Origin of the sequence: Emticicia aquatica (assembly GCF_923079645.1) — a bacterium.
GTDB classification, from domain to species: Bacteria; Bacteroidota; Bacteroidia; order Cytophagales; family Spirosomataceae; genus Emticicia; species Emticicia aquatica.
The window spans coordinates 1,793,626-1,819,737 of the sequence record NZ_CAKLPY010000001.1; the positions used below are offsets into that span (position 1 = coordinate 1,793,626).

The 26,112-nt window shown below is 34.0% G+C and carries 24 protein-coding genes; 14 read left to right on the forward strand and 10 right to left on the reverse strand.

Features of this window, described 5'->3' with window-relative positions; genetic code table 11:
• Positions 1-89 precede the first annotated feature (89 nt).
• The 3 genes from MJQ71_RS07745 to MJQ71_RS07755 all read left to right on the forward strand — a co-directional run bounded on the left by MJQ71_RS07745 (position 90) and on the right by MJQ71_RS07755 (position 2,433).
• Positions 90-641 (forward strand): DUF1599 domain-containing protein, encoded by a 552-nt coding sequence (locus MJQ71_RS07745; protein WP_238805999.1) that lies wholly within the window; start codon positions 90-92, stop codon positions 639-641.
• A 109-nt stretch (positions 642-750) separates the two neighbouring features.
• The gene (locus tag MJQ71_RS07750) at positions 751-1,845 is read left to right on the forward strand and encodes a BT_3928 family protein (protein ID WP_238806000.1); all 1,095 of its coding nucleotides are present in this window, start codon (positions 751-753) and stop codon (positions 1,843-1,845) included.
• A 69-nt stretch (positions 1,846-1,914) separates the two neighbouring features.
• Positions 1,915-2,433 carry a shikimate kinase gene (locus MJQ71_RS07755; protein ID WP_238806001.1) on the forward strand — a complete coding sequence of 173 codons (519 nt, stop codon included), beginning with the start codon at positions 1,915-1,917 and terminating at the stop codon, positions 2,431-2,433.
• A gap of 75 nt (positions 2,434-2,508) precedes the next feature.
• On the opposite strand, the gene rlmB is transcribed toward MJQ71_RS07755, so the two are convergent.
• From rlmB to MJQ71_RS07775, 4 genes are all read right to left on the reverse strand, one after another.
• Positions 2,509-3,366, reverse strand: coding sequence for a 23S rRNA (guanosine(2251)-2'-O)-methyltransferase RlmB (rlmB, locus tag MJQ71_RS07760; RefSeq protein WP_238806002.1), 858 nt, complete (start codon positions 3,364-3,366; stop codon positions 2,509-2,511).
• Positions 3,339-4,619, reverse strand: coding sequence for a GWxTD domain-containing protein (locus tag MJQ71_RS07765; protein WP_238806003.1), 1,281 nt, complete (start codon positions 4,617-4,619; stop codon positions 3,339-3,341). The genes rlmB and MJQ71_RS07765 overlap by 28 nt, the downstream gene beginning before the upstream one ends.
• 94 nt (positions 4,620-4,713) lie before the next feature.
• The gene (locus MJQ71_RS07770; protein WP_253074098.1) at positions 4,714-4,914 is read right to left on the reverse strand and encodes a helix-turn-helix transcriptional regulator; all 201 of its coding nucleotides are present in this window, start codon (positions 4,912-4,914) and stop codon (positions 4,714-4,716) included.
• A gap of 21 nt (positions 4,915-4,935) precedes the next feature.
• Positions 4,936-5,415: a hypothetical protein gene (locus tag MJQ71_RS07775; RefSeq protein WP_238806004.1), complete on the reverse strand. Its 480-nt coding sequence runs from the start codon at positions 5,413-5,415 to the stop codon at positions 4,936-4,938.
• 193 nt (positions 5,416-5,608) lie between these two features.
• Here MJQ71_RS07775 and MJQ71_RS07780 point away from each other — a divergent pair, with 193 nt between their 5' ends.
• The gene (locus MJQ71_RS07780; RefSeq protein WP_238806005.1) at positions 5,609-5,983 is read left to right on the forward strand and encodes a group III truncated hemoglobin; all 375 of its coding nucleotides are present in this window, start codon (positions 5,609-5,611) and stop codon (positions 5,981-5,983) included.
• Here MJQ71_RS07780 and MJQ71_RS07785 read toward each other — a convergent pair.
• A complete protein-coding gene (locus MJQ71_RS07785) occupies positions 5,980-6,783 on the reverse strand; it encodes an alpha/beta fold hydrolase (protein ID WP_238806006.1) in 804 nt (267 codons plus the stop codon). The genes MJQ71_RS07780 and MJQ71_RS07785 overlap by 4 nt on opposite strands.
• Positions 6,784-6,809: 26 nt before the next feature.
• Positions 6,810-8,252, reverse strand: coding sequence for a D-alanyl-D-alanine carboxypeptidase/D-alanyl-D-alanine endopeptidase (gene dacB, locus MJQ71_RS07790; protein WP_238806007.1), 1,443 nt, complete (start codon positions 8,250-8,252; stop codon positions 6,810-6,812).
• A gap of 248 nt (positions 8,253-8,500) precedes the next feature.
• On the opposite strand from dacB, the gene MJQ71_RS07795 reads away from it, so the two are divergent.
• A complete protein-coding gene (locus MJQ71_RS07795) occupies positions 8,501-9,922 on the forward strand; it encodes an MBL fold metallo-hydrolase RNA specificity domain-containing protein (RefSeq protein ID WP_238806008.1) in 1,422 nt (473 codons plus the stop codon).
• A gap of 129 nt (positions 9,923-10,051) precedes the next feature.
• On the forward strand, positions 10,052-11,008 hold the full coding sequence (locus MJQ71_RS07800; RefSeq protein WP_238806009.1) for an acetyl-CoA carboxylase carboxyltransferase subunit alpha: 957 nt from the start codon (positions 10,052-10,054) through the stop codon (positions 11,006-11,008).
• Positions 11,009-11,082: 74 nt separating this feature from the next.
• On the opposite strand, the gene MJQ71_RS07805 is transcribed toward MJQ71_RS07800, so the two are convergent.
• The gene (locus tag MJQ71_RS07805; RefSeq protein WP_238806010.1) at positions 11,083-11,502 is read right to left on the reverse strand and encodes an FKBP-type peptidyl-prolyl cis-trans isomerase; all 420 of its coding nucleotides are present in this window, start codon (positions 11,500-11,502) and stop codon (positions 11,083-11,085) included.
• A gap of 59 nt (positions 11,503-11,561) precedes the next feature.
• Positions 11,562-13,037 carry a proline--tRNA ligase gene (proS, locus tag MJQ71_RS07810; protein ID WP_238806011.1) on the reverse strand — a complete coding sequence of 492 codons (1,476 nt, stop codon included), beginning with the start codon at positions 13,035-13,037 and terminating at the stop codon, positions 11,562-11,564.
• 410 nt (positions 13,038-13,447) lie between these two features.
• On the opposite strand from proS, the gene MJQ71_RS07815 reads away from it, so the two are divergent.
• Entirely contained in the window at positions 13,448-14,722 is a 1,275-nt protein-coding gene (locus MJQ71_RS07815; protein ID WP_238806012.1) for a hypothetical protein, read from the forward strand.
• Between the two features lie 231 nt (positions 14,723-14,953).
• Complete coding sequence (locus tag MJQ71_RS07820) at positions 14,954-16,477, forward strand: OmpP1/FadL family transporter (RefSeq protein WP_238806013.1); 1,524 nt, start codon at positions 14,954-14,956, stop codon at positions 16,475-16,477.
• Positions 16,478-16,483: 6 nt separating this feature from the next.
• On the opposite strand, the gene MJQ71_RS07825 is transcribed toward MJQ71_RS07820, so the two are convergent.
• Positions 16,484-16,792, reverse strand: a complete 309-nt coding sequence (locus MJQ71_RS07825) for a helix-turn-helix domain-containing protein (protein ID WP_238806014.1) — start codon at positions 16,790-16,792, stop codon at positions 16,484-16,486.
• 109 nt (positions 16,793-16,901) lie between these two features.
• Positions 16,902-18,332 carry a leucine-rich repeat domain-containing protein gene (locus MJQ71_RS07830; protein ID WP_238806015.1) on the reverse strand — a complete coding sequence of 477 codons (1,431 nt, stop codon included), beginning with the start codon at positions 18,330-18,332 and terminating at the stop codon, positions 16,902-16,904.
• A gap of 159 nt (positions 18,333-18,491) precedes the next feature.
• Between MJQ71_RS07830 and MJQ71_RS07835 the strand changes: the two genes are divergently transcribed.
• From MJQ71_RS07835 to MJQ71_RS07860, 6 genes are all read left to right on the forward strand, one after another.
• Positions 18,492-19,250, forward strand: a complete 759-nt coding sequence (locus MJQ71_RS07835) for an enoyl-CoA hydratase/isomerase family protein (RefSeq protein WP_238806016.1) — start codon at positions 18,492-18,494, stop codon at positions 19,248-19,250.
• A 129-nt stretch (positions 19,251-19,379) separates the two neighbouring features.
• Positions 19,380-20,279 (forward strand): alpha/beta fold hydrolase, encoded by a 900-nt coding sequence (locus MJQ71_RS07840; RefSeq protein WP_238806017.1) that lies wholly within the window; start codon positions 19,380-19,382, stop codon positions 20,277-20,279.
• 66 nt (positions 20,280-20,345) lie between these two features.
• The gene (locus tag MJQ71_RS07845; protein WP_238806018.1) at positions 20,346-21,857 is read left to right on the forward strand and encodes a 4-hydroxyphenylacetate 3-hydroxylase family protein; all 1,512 of its coding nucleotides are present in this window, start codon (positions 20,346-20,348) and stop codon (positions 21,855-21,857) included.
• A gap of 68 nt (positions 21,858-21,925) precedes the next feature.
• Positions 21,926-24,577: an alanine--tRNA ligase gene (gene alaS, locus MJQ71_RS07850; RefSeq protein WP_238806019.1), complete on the forward strand. Its 2,652-nt coding sequence runs from the start codon at positions 21,926-21,928 to the stop codon at positions 24,575-24,577.
• 57 nt (positions 24,578-24,634) lie between these two features.
• Entirely contained in the window at positions 24,635-25,354 is a 720-nt protein-coding gene (locus MJQ71_RS07855; RefSeq protein ID WP_238806020.1) for a nitroreductase family protein, read from the forward strand.
• A gap of 106 nt (positions 25,355-25,460) precedes the next feature.
• Positions 25,461-26,081: an HAD family hydrolase gene (locus MJQ71_RS07860; protein WP_238806021.1), complete on the forward strand. Its 621-nt coding sequence runs from the start codon at positions 25,461-25,463 to the stop codon at positions 26,079-26,081.
• Positions 26,082-26,112 lie beyond the last annotated feature (31 nt).

Here is a 26,112-nt window from a genome sequence, read left to right on the forward strand (position 1 = left end):
TTGTTTATAGACTCGAAGTTTTATAGTTTTGCAAGATACAAGTAAACAACATCTTTTTCAAGTTATTCCTCATTGAGGACAATTAGGGCATGAACCAAACAGAAATTGAGTATCGACATATAATTAAAATTTGCCAAGAGCTTTTTGAGAAAAAAAATAAAGATTATGGTACTTCTTGGAGAATTTTGCGTTTACCAAGTATAACCGACCAAATTTTCATCAAAGCACAACGCATCAGAACGCTGCAAGACAACGGTTTTAGTCGAGTTGACGAAGGCGTAATTCCTGAGTTTATTGGTATTATCAACTATTGTGTGATGGCATTGATTCAAGCCGAATTGATTGAAAATGCTGAAATGGAATTACCTTTTGAACAAGTACAAGCAATGTACAATAAGCAAGTTGTTGAAGTAATGGAGTTACTTTTCAACAAAAATCATGATTATGGCGAGGCTTGGCGAGATATGCGAGTGAGTTCGATGACCGATATTATATTAATGAAATTGTTTAGAATTAAGCAAATTGAAGATAATCAAGGCAAAACTTTGGTTTCAGAAGGTATTAAATCTGGTTATCAAGATATTATTAATTACGCAGTTTTTTGTATGATAAAACTCGGTCAGGCTCAAGGACAACAATAACGATTCGGATAACAAATAATGTTTAACAAAACATTAACTTTTTGCTCAAAATTCAGCAACTAACTTTGTACCATCATAATATTCAATTCACTCATTCAAATTTGGCTAAATGAAACTAATTTCACAGATTGCACGCATCATTGTTGGTGTGATTTTTATATTTTCTGGCTTTGTTAAAGTCGTTGACCCAGTTGGTACTGGCATAAAACTCGAAGAATATTTTGAGGTTTTTTCACAGGATTTACCTGCTTTACAAGGTTTTTTCATGTTTTTTGCTCACAATTCTTTAACTTTATCTCTTATTTTTTGTGCTTTAGAAGTCATTTTGGGGGTTGCTACTCTCCTATCCTACCGCATGAAAATCACTTCTTGGCTGCTTTTAGCAATCATCGTTTTCTTTACTTTTCTAACATTCTATTCAGCTTATTTCAATAAAGTAACAGACTGCGGTTGTTTCGGAGATTTCTTAAAACTCAAGCCGTGGACTTCATTCGAGAAAGATATTTTCTTGACAATTTTGATTTTGGTAATTTTTATTTTCAGAAATAAATATGCTGAATCATCTCAAAATATAGTCATGGCAATCGTTTCTGTCATTTCATTTGGCATTGGTATTTATGCGATACGTTATCTTCCACCTATCGATTTTTTACCTTATGCTATCGGCAAAAGTATTCCAGAACAAATGAAACCAACTGGTATAAAACCAGAAATGGAGTTTACTTTTTTAAATAAAAAAACCAACGAGGAAATTATTGCAAAAGAATTTTTGATGGATACGCTTACATATAAATATGTTTCGATGGTGACTTTGAATGAAGATAAATTGAAGCCAAAAATCACAGATTATTCAATTAGCGACCCACAAGGAAATAATTATACAGATTCTACATTTACTGGAAATAAACTTTTAGTGATAATAAAAAGCATTGAAAACATTGATAATGAGCAAATTAGCCAAATAAAGTCATTAATAAGCGATGCTGAAAAATCTGGAATCACGCCGATGATTTTGACCTCTGTTATTCAAAATGATTATCAGAAATTTAGTGAAGCTAATGCTATCAAAACTCCTTATTTTTCGGCTGACGCAACAGTTTTAAAAACAATGGCACGAACAAATCCGTGTTTGATTTTGTTACAAAATGGCATAGTTAAAGGAAAGTGGGGAAATCATAGTATTCCTAAAAAAATAGAATTATAATTTATGGACATTGATTTGTGTTAAATTGACCTGCACAAATCATTTAAAATTAGAAGCACAAATTTAAGAATGACCACAAATATTTTTTTAATTGGAATGCCTTCATCAGGCAAAAGTACACTTGGAAGGCAAATTGCCAAAAGTCTCGGATACGAATTTGTAGATTTAGACCTACGTATTGAAATCGCTGAAGGTAAAAAAGTTGCTGAAATTTTTAGTTTAAATGGCGAAGAATACTTCAGAAAAATTGAGAACCAACATTTAAAAAAAATACAAAAAGATAGTAAATTAGTCATTGCTACAGGTGGTGGAGCTCCGTGTTTTCATGATGGTTTGGAGTATATAAAAGAGAATGGAATTAGCATTTTCTTAGATGTAAAACCCGAAATGCTGGTTGAAAGAATGCGAGTTTCAAAGAAGAATGAACGTCCATTATTTGATTTGGAAAGTAAAACTTTGCTTGATACAGTTTCCACCAAATACAATGAACGTTTATCTACTTATCAAAAAGCTGATATTACTGTTGAAGGCGATACTGACCCTGAAAGTATTTTATGGATTATTGATGCTGAATTTTCAAGAAAATAATGCTTTAACAATTAGTACAAAAAAAGGATATTGAAAATTTCAATATCCTTTTTTTGTACACATAAAGTGCACTTGTTATTTATTTCTTTGCCTAACAGCTTCGTATAAAATTACACCAGTTGCTACTGAAACGTTAAGTGAGCCGATTTTTCCAACCATTGGAATTTTTGTTGAATAATCAGCTTGTTCTAATAAGTTTTCAGAAATACCATCTTCTTCAGAACCCATCAAAATAGCCGTTGGAATGCTAAAATCAATGTTGTATAATTCTTCAGTTGCTTTTTCAGTACAAGCAACAATTTGAATACCCGATTGTTGAAGTTCACTAATTACTTGCCAAAGGCTGTTTTCACGACAAACAGGTAGGTGATTTAAAGCTCCTGATGAAGTTTTCATCGCATCAGCATTGATTTGAGCCGCACCACGTGCAGCTACTACAATTGCATTGACGCCAGCACATTCGGCAGTTCGGGCAATCGCACCAAAATTTCTTACATCGGTAATTCTGTCCAAAACTAAAAGTAACGGAACTTCTCCTTTTTCAAAAACATCAGCGACAACATTTGAGATTTTAGCATAATTCACTGCTGATACAAATGCAATCACACCTTGATGTACTTTCATCGTAACACGATTCAATTTTTCCAGCGGAACTCTTTGAACTGGAATCCCTCGTTCAAAAGCTAATTTTTCAACTTCATTATGGCCAAAATCTCTTTGAAGTAATATTTTTTCAATTTCTTTTGTTCCTTTGAGCGTTTCTAAAACTGACTGTACACCAAAAACAATATCTGGTTTTGAGGCTTTCTCAAAACCAGGAGGTGTTGGTTTGGCAAAATATCTTTTTTTAGCTCCGCCTTGACTTCCGCCTTCAGGCTTTCTAAATCCACCTTCCGAACTGCGACCTAATCCACTACGTTTCCTGTTCTCCATGCTTCTACAAACGGATACCAATATGCCTGATATTCGGGATAACGAACCAGTTCATAATAGTTTTCCGTAAATTGGTTTGGTTTTCTATTAAATGTAAATATAATTTCTGAAAAATTAAGATTCTGCGAATACATCCAAACTTCACGGTCACGGCTTCGTTGTACTTTATTGGGTGGCCCCAAAACCGTATAAACCATTCCTTTATCTGTTTTCCAACCTTCTTTATAAGTAGTAAAAAGGCGATTCGCTTCTTCAATTCTATGGTAATAATTTTTGATGATTTTCTTAGAAATCATCTGATTTCCGCCTGTAACACCCAAAAAGAATTTATCTAAGGCTTGCTTAGCATTTTCGTTTTCATTGACAGCTCGCATTTCTTGGCTCGTACTCATATAAACCAAAGGTTTAACTAAATTTTCAGGTCGAGTCAACCGAGGGAATCGGTCATCAACAACCAAAATTCCGAAACCATTTTTAGTGTTTGTAGTGTCTTCAACAGCCAAATATAATCCTTCTGTTTTCAAGTTTATATTTGTATTTGAATTAACTTTAATTATTTCTTCCGGTTCTAAACCACGGTCAATTCCATTTCTAACAGAAGTTGCCATCGGCGATTGTGCAGGTGTAAAATCATTTTTGTATCGAAGTAAAAACAATTCACGTGGATGATTTTCTACACTTTTAAGCTGAAATGAGTCTTTTTTATTAATATAATTTCTAAAAACTGGAATTGAAAAATTACCTACAAAAACACCAAATCTATCATTTAATCGAGTTCCGTTGAAATCAATCACCAAATCATTATTAGATTTTTTACTATCTTCCAATTGGAAAACTTCGGTCAAAAGTAATGCTTTTGGAATATTTTTTGGCCTCGGTATTTCAAAACTTAACAAAAGTTTCCCATCTTTTAACCAAGTATTTTGATTGGTGATGTCTATTTTCCCAGAAGCAATTCTGTCACGAACGCCATAATCCGATTGAACAAGAAAATTAAATCTAAAATTATCATTCAGTTGTTCAATAAACTTGTCTTTTTTCAAATTTTCAATATCCAACTCCATAAAAACTTTAACATTTGAGGAGTCTTTCAATAAATACCGACTTTTGATGGCAACCACAAGCGGTTTTTGAACAACAGTTTGCTGAACAACCGTAGTTTTATTTATTTCTTTCTGAGCTTTTTGAATTTTCTTATTTGATGTGCAAGCAACGAATACTACCAAAAAGCTGTAAATAAGGGCTTTTTTCATTAATTTTTAGTTCTTAGATTCAAATTTAGGTAAATAAGCTACAATTCAAAATAAAAATTATTAGAATCCTATTAATACTAACGTAGAGAAAGCTTTAATCGTTTTCATCTAGCTCAAATATTTCTTCTACAGGTTTACCAAATAGCTTGGCAATTTTTAGTGCTAAAACCGTTGATGGCACATATTTGTTGCTCTCAATGGCATTGATTGTCTGGCGACTTACATTGATACGTTCTGCCAAATCGGCTTGTGTAATATCTAATATTGCTCGTTCTATTCTGATGCGATTTTTCATTATGATTCTAATTTTTATGATTTATTTTTCATCAAAACGAGGCTTTACCAATAGAATATAGTAAAATCTAACAATAAAAAATATAAGTGGTGTGAAAATATTATAGATAACAACATTGAAATAGGTCATCCCATGAATAAAAATTGTAGCTAAAATTAAGGCTACAAAATTAAAATAAATAGCCCATTGAAGGGATTCTAAACGAATTTTTGAAACGTATTCATCTTCTAATTTTAGTTTTGAAAAAGCAATGAATAAGAGTCCGACGATTGTGCCGATTGTTGCAATTTCGTCAGTAAAATTAAAAACAGAAAACGTATTACCTTTGTCATTTGATGACAAAAACTCATCAGCAAATAAATATTTAAAGGGAATTTTAAAGGTCAAAAAATCAAAATGTAAGTCGTCAAATAATACAAATAATCCTAAAATTATAGATGGAATAGCGAGTATCCAACCAATCAATTTAAAACGATGAGGAAATAAGAATCTTGGTTCCATGATAAAAAAGCTTTAGTTTATGTAAATTATAACGAACCAAATGTAAAGCATATTTTACAATAAATCAAATTAATTTTACATATATTTTTTATATGACAAATATCATCTGTTTTAAATTGTAAGAAAAATGTACTTTTGTGAATCAATAAGTAAGTTATCTAGCTGAATCAACAATTTAATATTTAATTAAAAAATGGACGATATTCAAAACCGTGAAGATATAGAATTACTGGTAAATAATTTTTATGAAAGAGTTCATAATGAGCCAAATTTAGCTCCTGTTTTTGATATGCCTCAAGAACATTGGCACACACATTTGACTAGAGTTGTAAATTTTTGGGAGAATTGGTTATTTCAAACAGGCAGTTATAATGGCGGAATGATGTGGGTTCATTTACAAACAAACGAAAAACATCGACTAACCACCGAACGATTTGAACAATGGTTAGCCTTATGGTTTCTAACGACGGATTCGCTTTTTGCAGGAAAAAACGCTGACTTTGTGAAAAATAAAGCCCTCGAAATCGGTCAAATTATGAATGCAAAAATGAATCATGCAAACAATTAATCTTTTGCAGTAAGAAATTTTTCAATTTCAGTATTATAAATTTCGGGTTCTTCGATGGAAGAAGTATGTCCACCACCTTCAAAAATAATTAGTTTTGAATTGGCAATTAATGAATGAATCTTCTTTGCTTTCTCTGGAACAGTTGCCACGTCTTGGTCTCCAACCATAATTAGCGTTGGGCAAATGATTTTATGAATTTCATCTGCAATTCCTTTTCGATAAATTACTCCATCAACTGCTCTAGTGATTCCCTTTCGATTCCCAAGTTTTAATTGATTTTTCCAATATTTTTTCTCTTCACTACGTTTGGTATCGTTTAAAAACTTTTGGCCGAACATAATTTTCATCACACTATTGACAACTGGAAAATATCCAATATACTTAACGATGGCATTTAAAGTTTTATATTTCCCATGATTTTCGATTGGTTCGGGGTCGGCGGTTGTTTCGAGTAAAATAAGTTTTCTTATTAAATCTGGTCGGCGAGCAGCTAACCTCATTCCAACAAAGCCACCCATTGAAAGTCCAGCAAAAATTACAGGTTTGCCAACTAATTTTTCAATCAATTGGGCAGCATCTTCGTAGAGCGTATCCATGTCATAACCATCGGTCGTAACTTCTGTTTTTCCTTGTCCACGGTGGTCATAAATGATTATGCGATAACGGTTTTTGAAATAGTCAACTTGTTTATAAAACATGTGTCCACTCCATAGCAAACCGTGTGAAAAAACAATGGTTTCATCGCCCGAACCATATTCTTCGTAATAATAATTAACGTTGTTGAGTTGAATGTAAGGCATTTTATAGATTAAGGGTTTTATTGCTATTAAATTTCTACCATTAATTTTATCATTTCTTCTAGATATTTTCTCACTTTTCTATCAGCACCATCTGCATAACGATTAATGATATAAGTAAACGACATTAATTCGCCATTTGAAGCTGTAAAATATCCTGCAAAAGCTCTTGTATTACTAATTGAACCACTTTTTGCCCTAACATTACCAGTTGCTTTTGAACCTTTTCCTAAATTTTGAACAGTTCCGTTGATTCCTACAATTGGAATTGACGCATAGAAATCATTAAAAGCAGAATCTTTTTTCATAGAATAAAGAATATCCGTTAAATTATTAGCAGTCAAAACTCCAGAAGGAGAAAGCCCGCTCCCATCTCGAATCATAAAACCTTGTAAATCAACGCCTTTTTGTGACCAAAACTGTTTTTGAGTATTAATGGCCGATTCGAAACTACCATCTTTTGAGATTGTATAACCAACAGATTTCAAGAAAGCATCGGCATACAGATTAATGCTATTAAAATTACATTCTTTTGCTAAAATCGAAATTGGCGGTGAATCGTAAACAAATAATTGAAGCCGGTTTTTGGGATAATATCCAGCTTGTTTTTTATAGTTTTGAAATGGAATAGTTTGATTGGCAACAATTCCACCATTTTCAAGAAAACATTTTTCAATTTGATATGCAAAAAAATAGGCTGGGTCAGGAATTGACCCTTTCACCGCAAAATCACTATTTCCTGCTGGAATTGTACCTTGTGAAAGAATCGTATTGCTAAAAGGCGTTCCATAAATATTGACATTATCACCCGTTCCTCGCTCCGCTACTGTAACTTTATTAATAGTTATAGCATTTGGAATTTCTGGAACAAATTTAATTATTGGAGCAAAATCACCAACAGTATTGCTTTGTTTGAAATAGACTTGATACAGATTTTCGTTGATATTTAAACCATTCACACCAGCCCCATAATAGTTTCCAATGTCACCCCAAACCCAAGAATCAGCAAGCGAATTTTCAGGAAAAACAGTTCCATCACCTAAAATAAATCCATTGATTTTCTTGATGCCATTACCTCTAATTTTCTGAACAAAAAGATTAGTTAGGTCTTTCAAATTCATTCCAACACGTGAGGAACCCAACGATGGATCACCTGTTCCTCTGATATAAATATTTCCTTGTAAAACGCTATCAACGATGTTCCCATCATATTCAAGAAATGTTTGAAAACGATAGTTTGGACTTAAAACCGATAATGCCGAAGCCGTAGAAACAAGCTTGAGCGTAGAAGCAGAATTGACTGATTTATGGGCATTAAATTGCAATTTATAGTCGCCAGTTTGGGTCGAACGAATTGAAGCTGCCACAACACCATTTTTAATTTCGGTATCATTCTGAATACTATCAACTAATTTTTGAAGGCGTTCGAGTGGAGATGCAATCTGTAAAATAAAAAATATAAGTACTTTCATAGGTAAATTGGGGATATTAAAACTTGACTATTGTCGATTTTTACAAGATAGATAAAAATCTGATTATCAACAAATTATCAATGATTGGGCAAACTTATCACACAAATCAAACGCTTGTTTTTTCGGAAATCTATACAATTTTAAAAAAAATGCTTAGTTAAAAAAAGAAATCTTTACGTAATTTGTGTTACGAATATTATGCAAACATGTTTTATGCTTTAATATTCTTAATAATTTGATAAAATTATATGAAATTAACATTCTGGGGAGCAACAAGGCAAGTATCGGGTAGTATGTTCTTACTCGAATTTGACGATGAATACAGAGTTTTGATAGATTGTGGTACTGATTTGGAGCGTGAAAATAGTCAAGATACTCCCAAATTAGAATATGGCATTTTTCCTTTCGACCCATCACTCATAAATCTAGTAATACTCACACACGCACACATTGACCATTCTGGACAAATACCAAATTTATATAAAGAAGGTTTTGAAGGACAAGTTCTCTGCACAAAAGCAACAATGGAATTGAGCGAAATCTTACTTTTAGATTCGGCTTCGCTTAATCAACGAAAATTTAAAGCAATCCACGACAGTAAAAAACGCTCTAAAAAAAGAAAAGATGTTGATTCGAGAGAATTATTCTTAGAAAGACAAGTTAAGGAAGCTCTTGAAAATTTTGTACCGATTCCATTCGACCAAAAATTTAAGTTTAAAGATGATGGTTTTGTAACATTTATTCCTGCGGGACATTTGCTGGGGGCAGCTCATCTTTACATAGAGTTTTCTGAAAATAACGAAAAGAAAACTATTTGTTTCTCGGGTGATGTAGGTCGTAAAAACTATCCGCTATTGGTTGACCCACAACCTGTACCTCAAGTTGATTATTTGGTCACAGAAACCACCTACGGTGACCGCCATCATACGAGTGAAAATAAGCCCGAAGAAATTCTTGGAGAAATTATTAAACGAGCTTGTATTGATATTCCAGGGCGACTAATTATTCCATCGTTTAGCGTTGGTCGCACGCAGGCCATGCTTTATACACTCAATAAACTTTACACCGATAAAGGATTCTCTCCAATAAAAGTTTTTACTGATAGTCCTTTGGCAAAAGCAAGCACTAGGATATACGAAAGAAATGTTCGATTACTCAACAAACAAGCAAGAGAATTTAATGAAGAAAATGATTCGCTGTTTGATTTTGAAAATTTAGTATATTTGGAGTCGAATCAGGCAAGTAAAGCGGTTTCTAATCATTCTGAGCCTTGTATCATCATTTCTGCTTCTGGAATGGTTACTGGTGGACGAATTGAACACCACATTCAAGCGAATATCAGTAATCCTTACGCAACGATTTTGATGGTTGGCTATGCTAGCGAAAATACGCTCGGTTGGAAACTATTAAATGGTGAAAGAAAAGATTTAACTATCAATGGCCAAAAATTACCTGTCAATGCTGCAATCGAAAAAGTTGATGTTTTTTCGGGTCATGGTGATTTAGATGATTTAATTGATTTTGTAAAAACTCAAAATAAAGAAAAAACTAAAAAGATTTTTTTAGTTCACGGCGAACTCCATACAATGCAAAATTTTAAAAATACCCTTGCAGATGTGGGTTATAACCAAGTAGAAATTCCAGAAAAAGGACAAGTTTTCGAGATTTGAAATGCGAGATTTGAGCTTTGACATTTTGTAAAATATTTGATTTACGTTACACTTTCTAATCAAATTAGTAACCATTCAATTAAAACAAAATTCATATTTCAATCTTTTATTTCTATCTCATAAAAGATTATGAGAACACTTTTAGATTTTGAAAAACCAATTGCCGAGCTTGAATCTAAGCTTGAAGACATGAAGAGGTTGGCCTCTGAAAATAATGTCGATGTTAGTGGTGCTGTACGTACCCTTTCTGACAATATCGAGCAATTGAAGAAAGAAACCTTTGCAAATCTCACTCGTTGGCAAAGAGTTCAGCTCTCTCGCCACGCCGATAGACCTTATACTTTGGATTATATCGAGCGAATTTGTCAAGAATTCCATGAACTTCACGGCGACCGTACCGTTAGAGACGACCCTGCTGTTGTTGGCGGTTTTGCCACAATTGATGGACAATCTGTTATGATAATTGGTCAACAAAAAGGCCGTAAAACCAAAGAACGCCAATATCGTAATTTTGGAATGCCCAACCCTGAAGGTTATAGAAAAGCCCTTAGATTGATGAAATTGGCCGAAAAGTTCAATCGACCAATTGTAACTTTGATTGATACACCAGGTGCTTTTCCAGGACTTGAAGCAGAGGAACGTGGACAAGGCGAAGCTATTGCTCGTAATCTCAAAGAGATGATGCTATTGAAAGTTCCAGTTATTTGTATCATTATTGGTGAAGGTGCATCAGGCGGAGCATTAGGAATAGCTATTGGTGACAGAGTTTTGATGCTCGAGAACACTTGGTATTCGGTTATTTCTCCAGAATCTTGCTCATCAATTTTATGGAGAAGTTGGGATTATAAGGAACAAGCAGCCGAAGCCTTAAAATTAACAGCTCCTGATATGCTTCAAAATAAATTAATTGACGGTATTATTGAAGAGCCTCTTGGTGGAGCTCAACTTGATTGGGATGACATGTCTAATCGTTTGAAAAAAAGAATTTTGAACGAAATAAAAACATTAGACACAATGACTCCACAAGAAAGAATTGACGCTAGAATTGAAAAATTCTGTCAAATGGGAGAATTTGAGGAGATATAATTATTAAATATAAAGTTGTAAAAAAAGCAATTCTGAAAAATCAGAATTGCTTTTTTGCTAGAAAAATAAAACAATTAATTAATTGCTACAAGTTCTATTTCAAAAATCAAATCTTGTCCAGCTAATGGATGATTTCCATCAAGTACTACCGTTGTAGCCGAAACTTCACGAACAATAACTGGCATTGCTTGCTGGCCGTTATGCATATTTAATGTACCACCAACATCCAATGGAATATCATCTGGAATATCCAAACGGTTAAACGTAAAAATCATTTCTTCTGAAGCTGGGCCATAAGCATCTTCAACTGGAATATGTACTGTCTTTTTCTCGCCAATAGCCATACCAGTTACACCAGAATCAAACCCTGCGATAACCATCCCACTACCAACCTGAAACTCTAAAGGCTCACGCCCCTCTGAACTGTCGAACACCGTACCATCGGTTAGCGTTCCTTTATAATGTACCGCTACATTATCGCCTAATTTTACCATTTTTTAAATAAATTATGAATTATAAATGTTTGAATGACAATAAAAAGTCTCTTGGATTTCTAATAAGCTCTCGCAAAAACCACTCTTTTGTTTGATGGTTTGCCAGAATATACACAAGTTCCTGTTTCCTCAACAGCATCTAAAGGAATACAACGAATTGTTGCTTTCGTTAATTCCTTGATTTTTTCTTCTGTTTCAGAAGTTCCATCCCAGTGACAAAGCAAGAAACCACCTTTCTCGATTTGCTCTTCAAATGCAGCCCAAGAATCAACTTTAAACATATTTTCTTGACGGAAATTGAATGCTTTTTGGTAAATTGCTTTTTGTATTTCGTCTAATAAATCTTTAATATAAGTAACAATTCCTTCGAGTGGACGAGTTTCTTTGGTCAAAGTATCACGACGTGCCACTTCAACTTGTCCGCTCTGTAAATCTCGCATACCAATCGCCATACGAACCGGAACACCCTTTAATTCGTATTCAGCAAATTTCCAACCAGGGCGATAAGCATCATTATCATCGAATTTTACTGTAATTCCATACGATTTCAATTCTTTAATAATTGGCATAATCACTGCTTTGATTGCTTCCAAATCTTCATCGCCTTTATAAATTGGTACAATTACAACATGAATTGGAGCTAATTTTGGAGGAAGCACCAAACCATTATCATCTGAGTGAGCCATAATCAATGCACCCATTAAACGTGTACTTACGCCCCAAGAAGTACCCCAAACGTGTTCGAGTTTTCCTTCTTTGTTTTGAAATTTAACATCAAACGCTTTTGCAAAATTTTGCCCTAAAAAATGTGATGTTCCCGCTTGAAGAGCCTTTCCATCTTGCATCATTGCCTCGATACACAATGTTTCATCGGCACCTGCAAAACGCTCATTAGCAGATTTAAAACCTTTTATCACAGGTACAGACATCCATTCTTCAACAAAAGTGGCATACACATCCAACATCTGTTTAGTTTCATCCATTGCTTCATTTTCAGTTGCATGTGCAGTATGTCCTTCTTGCCACAAAAATTCTGCAGTACGCAAAAACATACGTGTACGCATCTCCCAACGTACAACATTTGCCCATTGATTAATCAAAATCGGCAAATCACGGTGCGACTGAATCCAGTTTTTATAAGTACTCCAAATAATGGCTTCACTGGTAGGTCTAACCACTAATTCTTCTTCCAATTTAGCTTCGGGGTCAACCATTAATTTACCTGGGTTGTTTGGGTCTGATTTCAAACGATAATGTGTAACAACCGCACATTCCTTAGCAAAACCTTCAGCATTTTTTTCTTCAGCTTCAAAAAGGCTCTTAGGCACAAAAAGAGGAAAATAAGCATTTGTATGACCTGTTTCTTTAAACATATCGTCCAATGCTCTTTGCATTTTTTCCCAAATAGAATATCCATAAGGCTTAATTACCATACATCCACGTACAGCAGAATTTTCAGCTAAATCAGCACGTTTTACCAGCTCGTTGTACCACTCCGAGTAGTTTTCACTACGTTTTGGAAGACCTTTACTCATTTTTAAATTTTAAATTATGAATTGTTAATATGGGATTTTATTCTCAATAAATTTTAAATTTGACAAAAAAATATTTGTATCAAAAATCTATTAATATATCTAATTTTCAATGAATTTTACACTAACAGTTTTCGTTATATTCTTAGAAAAAACCTATTTGACATAACTTTTGTCAAATTCTAATGGCTTTTTAATACCCAAAATAGATTGCAAAGATAGGTTTTTATATTAAGTTTGTAAAAATAATGTTATTATTCAAACACGTATTGTGTAATAATCGTTTTAAAATAGAATAGCTTGGTTAGGAAATGGAAAATTTAAAAAATATTTTTATTATTCGTACAACCATTTCATAATCACTCGCATCATATACATAGAAATGTTTAAACCCACATTTAATAATTAATACAATGAACACTTTCAAATCAATAAAATATCTATCGGTAGCTGTTCTCTTGAGTGCTTGGGGTTGTAGCCAAAAACAAGTTGCTACCAAAGGAGAATATGATGATACTTATGGTTCATCAAAGGATGCTCCTCAGATTGTATATACGCCAAGACAAAATCCTGATTATGTTGAAAATCAACGTTATCAACCAGAAGAAACTCAACAGAGCCAAACAACTGAAGGAAGTGACGAATATTATGATGAAAATTATGTAAATTCTCGTAAAGTATATCGTAACAATAGCAGCGGCACTGGTTATACTTCTGGATTTGCAAATGGTTACCAATCAGGTTGGAATGATTATGCTTGGAGTCAACCAACTGGTTGGGCTAGCCCTTACAACAGATATGGTTATTATAGCCCATTTGGGTCAAGTTTATGGGGAAATAGTTGGGGAAGTTATGGCTATGGCTGGGGTTCAAGTTTTAGTCTAGGTTATGGACTAGGTAGTATGTATGGCTATAATTCTTTTTACAGTCCTTTCAACTCTTGGTATAGCCCATACAGTTCTTGGTACAGCCCTTATAGTTCATGGTATAACCCTTATGGTTATTCTTCTTATGGCTATTACGACCCTTATCGTTATGGCTATGGCAACTCTTATTACAGCAATAATTATTACAACAATGTAACTTCTGGTGTTAATGGTACAGCAAAAGCCAATCGTACTTATGGTCCACGTGACGGAGGAACTGGTTCTAGTACTTACAATAGAGGATTTACCAATTCTTCAGTAAACAATGGTAACTCTGCCGATGGACGTCGTAATTCTTACGGAAATACCAGCACAACTCGAAGTAGCAATGGTAATTCTGATTATTACGCTACACCAAGAAGAAACGGTAGTTGGAACGGTAGTTCTGCTAGTGACACTTATAACAGTGGAAACAGTAGAAGCTATGGTGGAAGTACTAATGGTTCTAGTAGTTCAAATGATTCATATTATGCTCGTCCTCGCAGAAATGGAAGTATGGAAAGTAGTTCTTCTTCAAATAGTAATTCTGGCGGTTACAATTATTCACGTCCAACCCAAAGTACAAGCCGTTCATCAGATAGTTGGTCGAGTGGTAGCGGGAATCAATCAAATAGTAGTTGGTCAAGAGGTTCTTCCTCATCTTCTAGCTCTTCTTCTTCAAGCTGGAATAGTGGTAGCTCATCATCTTCTTCAAGTGGTGGAGCATCAAGAAGCTCAAGCGGCAGCAGCAGTGGCGGTGGAAGTAGCCGTGGACCGAGATAAGTAGTTTTTGAATCATTCATACTCAATTTTGAGATATTGTATAGTAAATTCGAAAACCTCGCTGAATCATAGCGTTTGGCGAGGTTTTCCATTAATAAAACAACGGTGTTTTTTAGAATTAATCTTGAAAATTTATTAATCTTTCAACCTCACACAAAACGCTTATGAAGTAACTCAACTAAAGATTTTATTGAATCTGGTTTATTTTTCTTCAATTACTATTTTAATAAAATGAAAATTACACGAATTTTTATAGCCTCAGCTTTGATTCTTGGAGGAATTAAAGCACAAGCACAATTAAGTTTAGGTGGGCATTTTTACGGTGAAGATGCATTCAAATATTCACAGTCAAAAATCATTGGTTCTGCTCGTATGCAAGCAATGGGTGGTAGTTACGCCGCTCTTGGTGCAGATGCTAGCAATGCGTATTCAAATCCTGCAGGATTAGGGTTTTATAATCGTTCGGAATTAAGTATTACCCCAGTATTTAATTCACTCAATACGTCTTCGCTATATACAGGTTCAACAAGTAACTCAAGTACTTCTAATGCTAATATTGGGCAATTAGGACTTATAATGAGTAGTAATGGTCAAGGAACTCGCAAAAAGCGTTCATCATTTGCAATAACCTATTCCAAACAAACAAATTTGTTAACTGACTTTAGCTATGCAGGACAAAATAAACGTAGCTCAATGATGGATTATTTTGCCGAAAAAGCTACCCGTCGAGGTGTTGATTCGGGAACTTTAGATGGCGAATTTAATACAAGTACAGGAACCGCCTCTACTTCTACAGGAATGTATTATCAAGCCTTCATGATTGACCCTGTTAGTGGAAGTGGAGCTCCCTACACGAAGATTGAAAAAAGTTTGCCAGTAAACCAAACAGGTAAAAACTCTAGTACTGGTTCTCAAAGTCAATGGAATGTTGCTTATGGCGTAAATCTTGATGATAAAACTTATATTGGATTTTCAGTTGGTTTTGTTAGACTTAATTATGAATACTTGGGCAGCCATAATGAGCAGTTTCCTCAAGGAAAAGTCTTTAATGGTTTTGCTTATACCGATGACTTAAATGCACGTGGAGGTGGAATTAACCTTGGAGTAGGTACAATTGTTAAGGTTTCTGAAAATATTAGTTTAGGTGCTAATATTACTTCTCCTTCTTGGATAAGTGTTACAGAACTATATAATTCTAGCATTACTATTGACGTAAAACCTAACACAATTGTTACTGATTACAAAACTGTTAGTACTGACGAAAATGAATATACTTATAACCTAAAAACACCTTTAAAAGCAAGCGGTGGTGCTACTTTCTTTTTTCCAGGAAAAAAAGGTTTTATTACGGCTGATGCAGAATATGTAGGTTATAGTCAAATGGGAATTTCTGACCCACAAGACAATACTTGGAGTGCAGAACAAAAGCGTGCAATTAAGAATTTTTATAAAGACGCAGTAAACTTGAAAGTTGGAGCGGAATATCGTATTGAAAATATCAGATTGAGAGTTGGAGCCAAATTTATGCCCGACCCTTACAAACAAAAAGTCGATAATTTAGACCGTTCGCAAATGATTTTGACAGGTGGCGTTGGTTATCGTTCTTCAAAATTCTTTGTTGATATTGCAGGTGTTTTCAATAAATTCACAACCGCATATACACCCTATGAATTGGCTAATACACAAAATTATGGTTCAGTTAACCTCAATAATAGTCAAAAAAGTTTTGTGATTTCAGTAGGTACTTTCTTTTGATTTTCCCTACAACTCATGTAATGTTTCGATTAAAAATGCCCTAATTGTCAATAACTTTTCTTTTAGGGCATTTTTATTTTTATTGACGGTTGTTTTATTGTTTAATTTCCTGTGTGTTCCTTTAAGCGTTAAATTGCCTTTGTCTTTTTCCTCGATTATTTTCTGTAAACGCTCTATATCCTCTTTTGTGATTTTTCTGTCCCGCCCCGAACGTGCAAAGTTCAGCTTGAATTCTTTTTCATAAAAACGAACTTTTGAATCATTAATGCCCAATTTTTCGGCAACTTCTGAAGTATTATAATAAAGTTTTGCCATGAAATTTCATCCTTAAATGATTAATTTACCTCAACAAATATAATAATAAGGATTCAATTTTAACAAATAAATTAAGTACCTCCGCTGAAATCAAAAAGTACTTATTTTCTCATCTCACTAAAACTTGACGCTCTTCTAGTTCTGCAACTATTTTTAATAACTCTTTACTTTTTTCATTAGATTTCATAAATTCATTACCATGAAAATATACTTTTTGAAGATTCTTCAACGCTAATAGCTTATCAGGAATGTCTTTGATTTGATTATTTGTGATATCAAATTCTTCCAAATTTTTCAACTCATAAACCTGTTCTGGAAAAACTTTAAAGAGATTATATCCAACATCAAGCAATTTTAAATTGGGTAAATTTGGCAAAGTATTTAGTCGATTATGATGAGCATAAATCGTTTGTAGTTTTGTCATTTGGTTAATTTCTTTCGGTAAATCCCAAAGTTGATTATTTGCAACAGCCAAAGTTTTAAGATTATTCAAACGGCAAATTTCACTTGGTAAGTTCTTCAACTCATTGTGATACAAATCTAATTCTTCCAGGCTTTTCAACTTTCCGATTGATTTTGGTAAAAAAAACATTTTAAGGTTATATAAATTTAAGACTTTTAATCTTTTCAAACGCTTAAAATCGCCGTTTTTCATTACAATCCGATTATTTCCTAGAAACAAAATTTCGAGTTTCTTATTTCTTTTTAGTGATTTTGGCAGTTTTTCCATGCCAGTAAATTGCAAATTCAGGTCTTTCAAATGTTTATTTCTTTTAAAAGAAAAAGATTCAAAATCAATTTGGTTTCCGCTTAAACTCAAAAATTTCAAATGCTTCAAATCCCAAATTTTATTAGAAATTTCTTCAATATAATTATCTGAAATGTCTAATTCTTCCAAATTTTTAAATCGAAAAACTACTTCTGGAAAACTTTCGAGATACAACTTGTTCAACATTAATGATTTGACAGTATCAGGTTGGTCACATTTTTCAGCCAGTTCAATAGTAGAAATACTTTTTTTACTCGCTTTTCTTGGCTCTTTACCAAAATTCAAACCCAAATTGATACTAAATTTTTCATTAACTCCTTTTGGTTTGAATTTGTAATTCTTACAAAAGTCTTCAGACAAATCAATAAATATTTTATTTTCCTCAACATTCAAGCTATCGCTAATAAATTTTCTATTATTAAAAACAACCTTCCCATAACCGTAAACAAAATAGTCAATTTCACCTTTTTCGTTAAAAAAAAGTTCAAAAGGAAGATATAAGGTTTTACTAAAATCAGTAAATCTAATATTTTGTTGACGAGCAAATTTCAAATAATCATACATTATTTTCTTAGATTCTACATCATAACTTTTAAAATCATTGGTTTTGCCGCCAGATAAAATTGAAACTAAAGGTGGATATTCTTTCACATAAACTTTCCCCTTATGAATTGACATTATTTTAATATCAAATATTTCTTTTTTAAAAACTTTTTGTTGTCCAAAAGAATCAATAAAGCATAGACTGAATACAAATAGTAGCTTTTTCATGTGTTTGTTAGATTTAGATTAATACAATACAAATATAACTAACTGTTTAGTTGATTAAATTATTAGTTAAATAATTTTTGTTTTAAATAAAAAACTTTGGGTAGTATGCACGCATAATATTTTTGGCTATTTTTGTTTATTCTATTAAACCTTATAAAAATGACTTACCAAGACATCATTGTTGAGCGACAAGCTGCAATAGCTATCATATCTCTTAACCGTCCTGCTACTCTCAACGCTCTTAGCCCAAATATGATAAGAGAATTAAAAACTGCCCTTCAAATAATTTCGGGCGATGAATCATGTAAAGTTTTACTTGTAAAAGGGGCTGGAAGAGCATTTTCGGCTGGTGTTGATTTGAAAGCAATGAACGAATCGCTTGTGGGAGGACAGTTTACTGCAGACGAAATATTGCAAGATGGCAACCAAATTGCTCGAATTTTACGTACGATGCCTCAACCAGCCATCGCACTCGTACATGGTCATTGCTACACAGGAGCAACTGAGTTGATGATGTTTTTTGATTTAATTATTGCTGCTGAAGATGCAAAAATTGGCGATACGCATGCAAAATGGGGAATTTTACCCAAATGGGGAATGTCACAAAGATTACCTAGATTAGTTGGAGTTCTGAAAGCCAAAGAAATGTCATTTACTTGTAAACCAATTTCAGGAAAAGAAGCTGAAAGAATTGGCTTAGTCAATAAATCTGTTCCATTAGAAGAATTGGAAAAAACTGGTATCGAAATGGCGAATGATATTTTACAAAATTCAGCCCAAACAATTGCAGCAATCAAACATCTTTATAATGAAGGAATGGACGTAAGTCTAGTAGAGGGCTTAAAAATCGAAAGTAATTACATCACTCAAATTACAGATAGAACTGAGTTTTTAAGGGCATTTGAAAAAAATAAATAGCAAAGATAATTCTTATTTTACTGGATAAACTTCATTAAATAAGATTGACATTAGTGAATACAATTAATCTTGTTGAAAACTAACACTTTCGAATCAAAAAAATCTGTAACCAAATTAATCGCTTAAATCGTGTCTGATTTTTCTTATACAAAAGCTGGAAAAGCCCCTGTCAATGGCATTGAAATATATTACGAAACCTTTGGCAGCCCAGAAAACCCAGCAATATTATTAATCATGGGGCTTGATGCTCAATCGGTTATGTTTGGTGAAGGATTTATAAAACCTTTGGTTGAAGCAGGTTTTTATGTAATCAGATTTGATAATCGAGATATTGGGCTTTCAACTTGGATGAATGAAAATTGGCGAAGGAATAAGCCATATACGCTCGAAGATATGGCGAAAGATAGTGTTGAATTATTAGATTTTCTTCAAATTTCAAAAGCCAATATCCTTGGTGTTTCAATGGGCGGAATGATTGCCCAAAATATAGCCATTCATTACCCTGAAAAAGTATTAACATTGACTTCGATTATGTCATCGGGTTATACTTTGAATCCTAAAATTGCAAAAAATATCAAATTACGTCTGGCACTTTTGGCATTACCTTTTCTCATAAAAAGATTTTACGTAAAAAATAAATATACCGAACACAAAGTTACCGTAGGAAGTTACCTAGCCACCTATCGAATGTTACGTGGTAATCGCTTTCCATTTGACGAACAGTATTTTAGGAATATTTTCACACATAGTATCGAAGTTAGAAAAGGGCAAAATCCGAGAGCTAGATATCAGCAGTTTTGTGCTATTGTTGCTTCTGGCTCAAGACTTAAAAAATTGCATCAGATAAAAGCTCCTACGCTCGTTATTCATGGAAATGCAGACCCGCTTGTTAGTCATAAACATGCAGAAATTTATGCTCCACTCATTCCCAATTCAGAATTAATAATTATTGAAGGCATGGGCCATGAACTTCCAAAACCAGTTTTAGAAGTTGTTTTACCAAAAATCATTTCTCATTTAAAACGATAAAAAAGGGGGTTAGAAAAACATTTCAACGCAAATCAATCAACCTTTTTTGGTTAAAGAATTATATCTATGAATAAAATTATAACTGGGGAAGATTATATCAACAGCCTCAAAAATAGAAAATTAAAAGTTTATTTATTAGGTGAATTAATTGAAAATATTGTCGAACATCCGATGATACGTCCTTCGATAAATGCAGTTGCCGAAACTTTCGATTTGGCTTTACAAGAACCTGCATTAGCAACGGCTATTTCTCCATTTACCGAAACTCGTATCAATCGTTTTTTGCACATTGCACAAACACGTGACGATGTAGTTTTACAAAATAAAATGCAACGTCGTTTGGGGCAGTTAACAGGCACATGCTTTCAGAGATGTGTTGGAATGGATGCTTTCAATGCTCTTTATTCAACTACTTTTGAAATTGACAAAAAATATAATACAGATTATCACCAAAAATTTAAGGCTTTTATTGCCAATATGCAAAGCCAAAATTTTGTTATTGGTGGAGCAATGACCGACGTCAAGGGCGACCGCAGCCTTGCTCCTCACCAACAAGTTGACCCAGATTTATTTGTTCATATTACCAAAAGAACCCACGAAGGTGTTTATATAACTGGAGCAAAAGCACATCAAACAGGCTGTTTAAATTCACATTGGCTGCTTGTGATGCCTACTATTCGTTTGACTGAAAATGATAAAGACTATGCGATTGTTGGTGCAATTCCAGTTGATGCAGAAGGAATTACTTATATTTATGGTCGGCAGTCTTGCGATACTCGCAGCATGGAAGGCGGAAATATTGATGTTGGAAACGCACAATTTGGTGGTCAAGAAGCAATGGTAATTTTGGATAATGTATTTATTCCAAATGAATTGATTTTTATGAATGGCGAATACGAATTTGCTTCCATGCTTGTTGAGCGATTTACTTGTTATCACCGCAGAAGTTACGTTTGTAAAAGTGGTGTGGGTGATGTACTTATTGGTGCAGCAGCAACGATTGCCGATTTTAACGGAGCCGAAAAAGCAAGCCATATCAAAGATAAATTGATTGAAATGACTCACCTCAATGAAACTATTTTTGCGACAGGCATTGCGGCTTCTTATCAATCAAAACCAACACTTTCAGGAGCATTCATGCCAGATGACATGCTGGCAAATGTCTGTAAACATCATGTAACTAAAATGCCTTATGAAATTAGTCGATTGGCACAAGATTTAGCTGGCGGAATTGTAGTTACATTACCTTCCGAAAAAGATTTTAAAAGCGAAACTGTTGGTCATTTACTGGAAAAATACCTCAAAGGAAAAGCAGAAGTTCCAACTGAACATCGCATCAGAATTTTGCGTTTAATTGAAAATATGACAATGGGACGGAACGCCGTTGGCTATTTAACCGAATCAATGCACGGAGCTGGAAGTCCACAAGCACAACGCATTCAGATTGCCCGTCAAATGCAAATTGACTTCAAAAAACAACTCGCCAAAGCCTTGGCAGGAATTGAAAAAGACAAAAAGAAAATCCTTGTGAGTGAAATAAGTGATTATTTCGGGAGAGTTTTTGATGTGAATGTATAAATAAAGTCCAATTTTTAAGCTAATTTTGCACCTCGAAATTGAATATTGATAATTAATACATTGTACCAATGACTTCGCACGAAATTCGTAAGGCTTTTTTAGATTTTTTCAAAAGTAAAGGACATTTAATCGTTCCCTCTGCACCACTTGTGGCCAAAAATGACCCAACTTTGATGTTCAATAATTCAGGAATGGCACAATTCAAGGATTTTTTCTTGGGTAATGGCAATCCTCCATCAAAGCGTATTGCAGATACACAAAAATGCCTTCGAGTAAGTGGAAAACACAACGATTTGGAAGATGTAGGTTTTGATACTTACCATCATACCATGTTTGAAATGCTCGGAAACTGGTCATTTGGTGATTATTTCAAGAAAGAAGCACTCGAATGGTCATGGGAGTTATTAACCGAAGTTTATAAATTACCAAAAGATAGAATTTATGTATCGGTTTTTGAAGGAAGCGAAGAAGATGGCGTACCGTTCGACCAAGAGGCTTTTGATATTTGGAAAGGCCTAATCGGTGATGAAAATCGTATTATTTTAGGCAATAAAAAAGACAATTTCTGGGAAATGGGCGATACTGGCCCTTGTGGACCTTGCTCTGAAATCCATATTGATTTACGTGACCAAGAAGAAATTGATAAAATTGGCGGTAAAGAATTAGTCAATAACGACCACCCACAAGTTATCGAAATTTGGAACAACGTATTTATGCAATTTGAGCGTAAAGCTGATAAATCGTTGGTTTCGCTTCCTGCTAAACACGTCGATACAGGAATGGGTTTTGAACGTCTTTGTATGGCGATTCAAGGTAAAAAATCTAATTATGATACTGACGTTTTCCAAAATACGATTCAAGTAATTGAGCAAATGTCGGGCAAAAAATATGGCGAAAATGGCACACTTTCATCAAATAGTTATGTTGATGTAGCGATGCGAGTAATTGCCGACCATATCCGTGCGGTGGCATTTACAATTGCCGATGGTCAACTTCCTTCTAATGCCAAAGCTGGTTATGTCATTCGTCGAATCTTGCGTCGTGCTGTTCGTTATGGCTATTCGTATTTAGGTTTTAACGAACCATTCTTGGTAAAATTAGTACCTGTTTTGGCCGAACAGTTTGCTGATGTTTTCCCTGAATTGAAAGCTCAACTAGATTTTGTGGCAAGAGTGATTGAAGAAGAAGAAAAATCGTTTTTGAGAACTTTAGAAACAGGTTTGAGAAAATTAGATGATATTTTTGAACAAGCAAAAACAGCTAATTCTACCACTATTTCAGGAGAAATTGTTTTTGAATTATCCGATACTTTTGGATTTCCATCTGATTTGACTGCTTTAATAGCTCGTGAAAAAGGATTAAGAATAGACGAAGAAGGTTTTCAAAAAGCATTGCAAGAACAAAAAGCCCGCTCAAGAAAAGATTCGGCCAAAGAAGCAACTGATTGGGTTGAGTTGAATGAGGGCAACGATTTTGAGTTTGTTGGTTACGATGAAGTTTCTTGTGAAGCACAAATTTTGAAATATCGTAAAGTGAAAACAAAAGCGGGCGAAGAATATCATATTGTACTTGACCGCACACCTTTTTACGCCGAAATGGGTGGCCAGGTGGGTGATACTGGACATTTATCAATTGGCAATCATTCGATAAATATCAAAGACACCAAGAAAGAAAACGACCTTTTCATTCATATTTCGACTGATAAAAATTTAGACGAAATTTTGCAAGATGCCAATACTGTTGTAGCACATATAAATGAAGAACGCCGTGATAAAATCAGAACTAATCACACCGTTACGCACTTAATGTTGGCGGCAATGCGTAAGGTTTTAGGCACTCATATTGTTCAGAAAGGTTCTTTTCAAGATGATGCCGTTACTCGTTTTGACTTCTCGCATTTTGCCAAAGTTACTGATGAAGAATTAGGTAAAATCGAAGACATTGTAAATGAGAAAATTCGTGAAAATATTGCCTTAGAAACCAAAGTAAACATTCCGATTGCCGATGCGATTGCGATGGGTGCAACAGCAACGTTTGGAGAAAAATATGGCGACTTCGTTCGTGTTGTAATTTTTGACCCTAAATTTTCGGTAGAACTTTGTGGTGGAACACACGCTTCTTCAACTGGTAAAATTGGTCTGTTTAAGTTTATTTCTGAAGGCTCAGTTGCTGCTGGTGTACGCCGTGTAGAAGCCATGACTGGCGAAAAGGCTATTTCGGTTATCAATGAGCAATTATCAATAAATAATCAATTGAAAGAATTGCTTCGTGGACAAGATTTAATCAAATCAGTTGAAACATTGCTTGCAGAAAAGGCAAATTTGCAGAAAAAAGTGGAGGCTTTAGAAAACGAAAAGCTTCAAGAACTCAAAAATGAGTTAGCAAGAACTACCGAAAGTATCAACGGAATTAACGTAATTACAGCAAAAGTTAACGTTCCTTCGGCAGATGCTTTAAAACAACTTTGTTTTGATTTGAAAAACAAAGTTGGTAATTTCTACGGAGTTTTAGGAGCTGAAATTAGCGGAAAGCCACAAATTGCAGTAATTATTGATGAAAATGTGATGAAAGAAAAGAATCTTCATGCAGGAAATATTGTAAAAGAACTCGCCAAAGAAATGAAAGGTGGCGGAGGTGGTCAGCCATATTTCGCAACTGCTGGAGGTAGTGATGTTGGTGGACTTGAACGAGCGATTGAAAAAGGAAAAAGTTTTATTTAATATTGTAGGGCGAACAAATAGTTCGCCCTTTTTTATGTTTAATCAAACCCTAAACCTATGACATTCGACCAAATCTTGAACACTCGCCGTTCAGTAAGAATCTATGATGAAAACGCAGCTTATGATAGCCAAATTGTTAGTAAAAGTCTCGAAAGAGCGGTTCTTTCTGCAAATAGTTCAAATATGCAGCTTTGGGAGTTTTATCAAGTTTCGAGCGAGGAAAAGAAAAAAGCAATTGTAAAAGCTTGCATGCATCAATCAGCCGCTCGAACTGCTTCCGAATTAGTTATTTTTGTTACACGTCAAGACAAATGGAAACAGCGTGCCGCATGGAATTTAGCAAACATGAAAAAGCAATTTGAAGGCAAAGAATTGAAAGGAAAAGGTAAAAGAGCATTGAGTTATTACGAAAAACTCATGCCACTATTTTATACAAATGATTTTCTCGGAATAGCTACTTTAATAAGGTTCAGCATTGTTGTATATCATTCAATTATAAATAAACCCATTATTCATCTAGTTTCTCACGCCGACCAACGAGTTTCATTACATAAATCATGTGCTTTGGCTGCTCAAACTTTCATGTTAAGTATGAAATCTGAAGGTTATGATACTTGTCCGATGGAAGGTTTTGATGAAAAAATGATTAAGAAATCATTGAACTTGCCATCAAAAGCAGAAATTTGTATGGTTATGGCTTGTGGAATTGGTAAACCCGAAGGTATTTATACAGAACGAACCCGTGTTGATAATTCTGAAGTGATATTTAAAGTGTAGAAAATATTTTATTTTGCTCCTCACCAAGTAAAATATAAAACAAGTATCAGACGTTTATTTAGAACTTGTCTGATACTTATTTTATAATCAACCCCTACTAATTTATATGAAATTCAAAGCCGTAATTTTCGACTTCGGAAATGTAATTATCAATATCGAGTTTCAAAGAATTTATCAAACATTTGCAAAATTTACTGCTAAATCACCTGAATATATTGAAAAGAAAATTACTGAAAATCAAATTTTCAAACGCTATGAAACTGGCCAGTTTTCCGACGAAGAATTCAGAGAAGTAATTCGACAAACGCTTGGCTTTCCATTAAGTGATTTTGAAGTTGATACCGCTTGGAATGCTATTTTACTCGACATTCCTGCTGAAAGAATAGAATTAATAAAAAAAATTCGACAAAAATATCCTGTTTATCTGCTCAGTAATACCAACAATATTCATATTCAAGCATCTAATACTTACCTCAAAAAAGCTCACGGAATTAGTAATCTTGACGTTCTTTTTGATAATCTTTTTCTTTCCTACGAAATGGCAATGTGGAAACCAGATGTAGAAATCTATCATTCGGTGCTTAAAAAAATCAATTTGCAGCCCAATGAAGTTATTTTTTTTGATGATAATTTACACAATATTGAGTCTGCAAAAAAAATCGGTATGCAAACAATTTTGGTCGAACCCCCTACTTCCATCTTAGAATATTGTAAAAACATATTTTAAGTCGTTACTTTGTGGTTTACAACAAACAATC

Coding starts and splice junctions, on each gene's coding strand:
- MJQ71_RS07745 (WP_238805999.1), top strand. CDS start 90: ATGAACCAAACAGAAATTGAGTATCGACATATAATTAAAATTTGCCAA.
- MJQ71_RS07750 (WP_238806000.1), top strand. CDS start 751: ATGAAACTAATTTCACAGATTGCACGCATCATTGTTGGTGTGATTTTT.
- MJQ71_RS07755 (WP_238806001.1), top strand. CDS start 1,915: ATGACCACAAATATTTTTTTAATTGGAATGCCTTCATCAGGCAAAAGT.
- rlmB (WP_238806002.1), bottom strand. CDS start 3,366: ATGGAGAACAGGAAACGTAGTGGATTAGGTCGCAGTTCGGAAGGTGGA.
- MJQ71_RS07765 (WP_238806003.1), bottom strand. CDS start 4,619: ATGAAAAAAGCCCTTATTTACAGCTTTTTGGTAGTATTCGTTGCTTGC.
- MJQ71_RS07770 (WP_253074098.1), bottom strand. CDS start 4,914: ATGAAAAATCGCATCAGAATAGAACGAGCAATATTAGATATTACACAA.
- MJQ71_RS07775 (WP_238806004.1), bottom strand. CDS start 5,415: ATGGAACCAAGATTCTTATTTCCTCATCGTTTTAAATTGATTGGTTGG.
- MJQ71_RS07780 (WP_238806005.1), top strand. CDS start 5,609: ATGGACGATATTCAAAACCGTGAAGATATAGAATTACTGGTAAATAAT.
- MJQ71_RS07785 (WP_238806006.1), bottom strand. CDS start 6,783: ATGCCTTACATTCAACTCAACAACGTTAATTATTATTACGAAGAATAT.
- dacB (WP_238806007.1), bottom strand. CDS start 8,252: ATGAAAGTACTTATATTTTTTATTTTACAGATTGCATCTCCACTCGAA.
- MJQ71_RS07795 (WP_238806008.1), top strand. CDS start 8,501: ATGAAATTAACATTCTGGGGAGCAACAAGGCAAGTATCGGGTAGTATG.
- MJQ71_RS07800 (WP_238806009.1), top strand. CDS start 10,052: ATGAGAACACTTTTAGATTTTGAAAAACCAATTGCCGAGCTTGAATCT.
- MJQ71_RS07805 (WP_238806010.1), bottom strand. CDS start 11,502: ATGGTAAAATTAGGCGATAATGTAGCGGTACATTATAAAGGAACGCTA.
- proS (WP_238806011.1), bottom strand. CDS start 13,037: ATGAGTAAAGGTCTTCCAAAACGTAGTGAAAACTACTCGGAGTGGTAC.
- MJQ71_RS07815 (WP_238806012.1), top strand. CDS start 13,448: ATGAACACTTTCAAATCAATAAAATATCTATCGGTAGCTGTTCTCTTG.
- MJQ71_RS07820 (WP_238806013.1), top strand. CDS start 14,954: ATGAAAATTACACGAATTTTTATAGCCTCAGCTTTGATTCTTGGAGGA.
- MJQ71_RS07825 (WP_238806014.1), bottom strand. CDS start 16,792: ATGGCAAAACTTTATTATAATACTTCAGAAGTTGCCGAAAAATTGGGC.
- MJQ71_RS07830 (WP_238806015.1), bottom strand. CDS start 18,332: ATGAAAAAGCTACTATTTGTATTCAGTCTATGCTTTATTGATTCTTTT.
- MJQ71_RS07835 (WP_238806016.1), top strand. CDS start 18,492: ATGACTTACCAAGACATCATTGTTGAGCGACAAGCTGCAATAGCTATC.
- MJQ71_RS07845 (WP_238806018.1), top strand. CDS start 20,346: ATGAATAAAATTATAACTGGGGAAGATTATATCAACAGCCTCAAAAAT.
- alaS (WP_238806019.1), top strand. CDS start 21,926: ATGACTTCGCACGAAATTCGTAAGGCTTTTTTAGATTTTTTCAAAAGT.
- MJQ71_RS07855 (WP_238806020.1), top strand. CDS start 24,635: ATGACATTCGACCAAATCTTGAACACTCGCCGTTCAGTAAGAATCTAT.
- MJQ71_RS07860 (WP_238806021.1), top strand. CDS start 25,461: ATGAAATTCAAAGCCGTAATTTTCGACTTCGGAAATGTAATTATCAAT.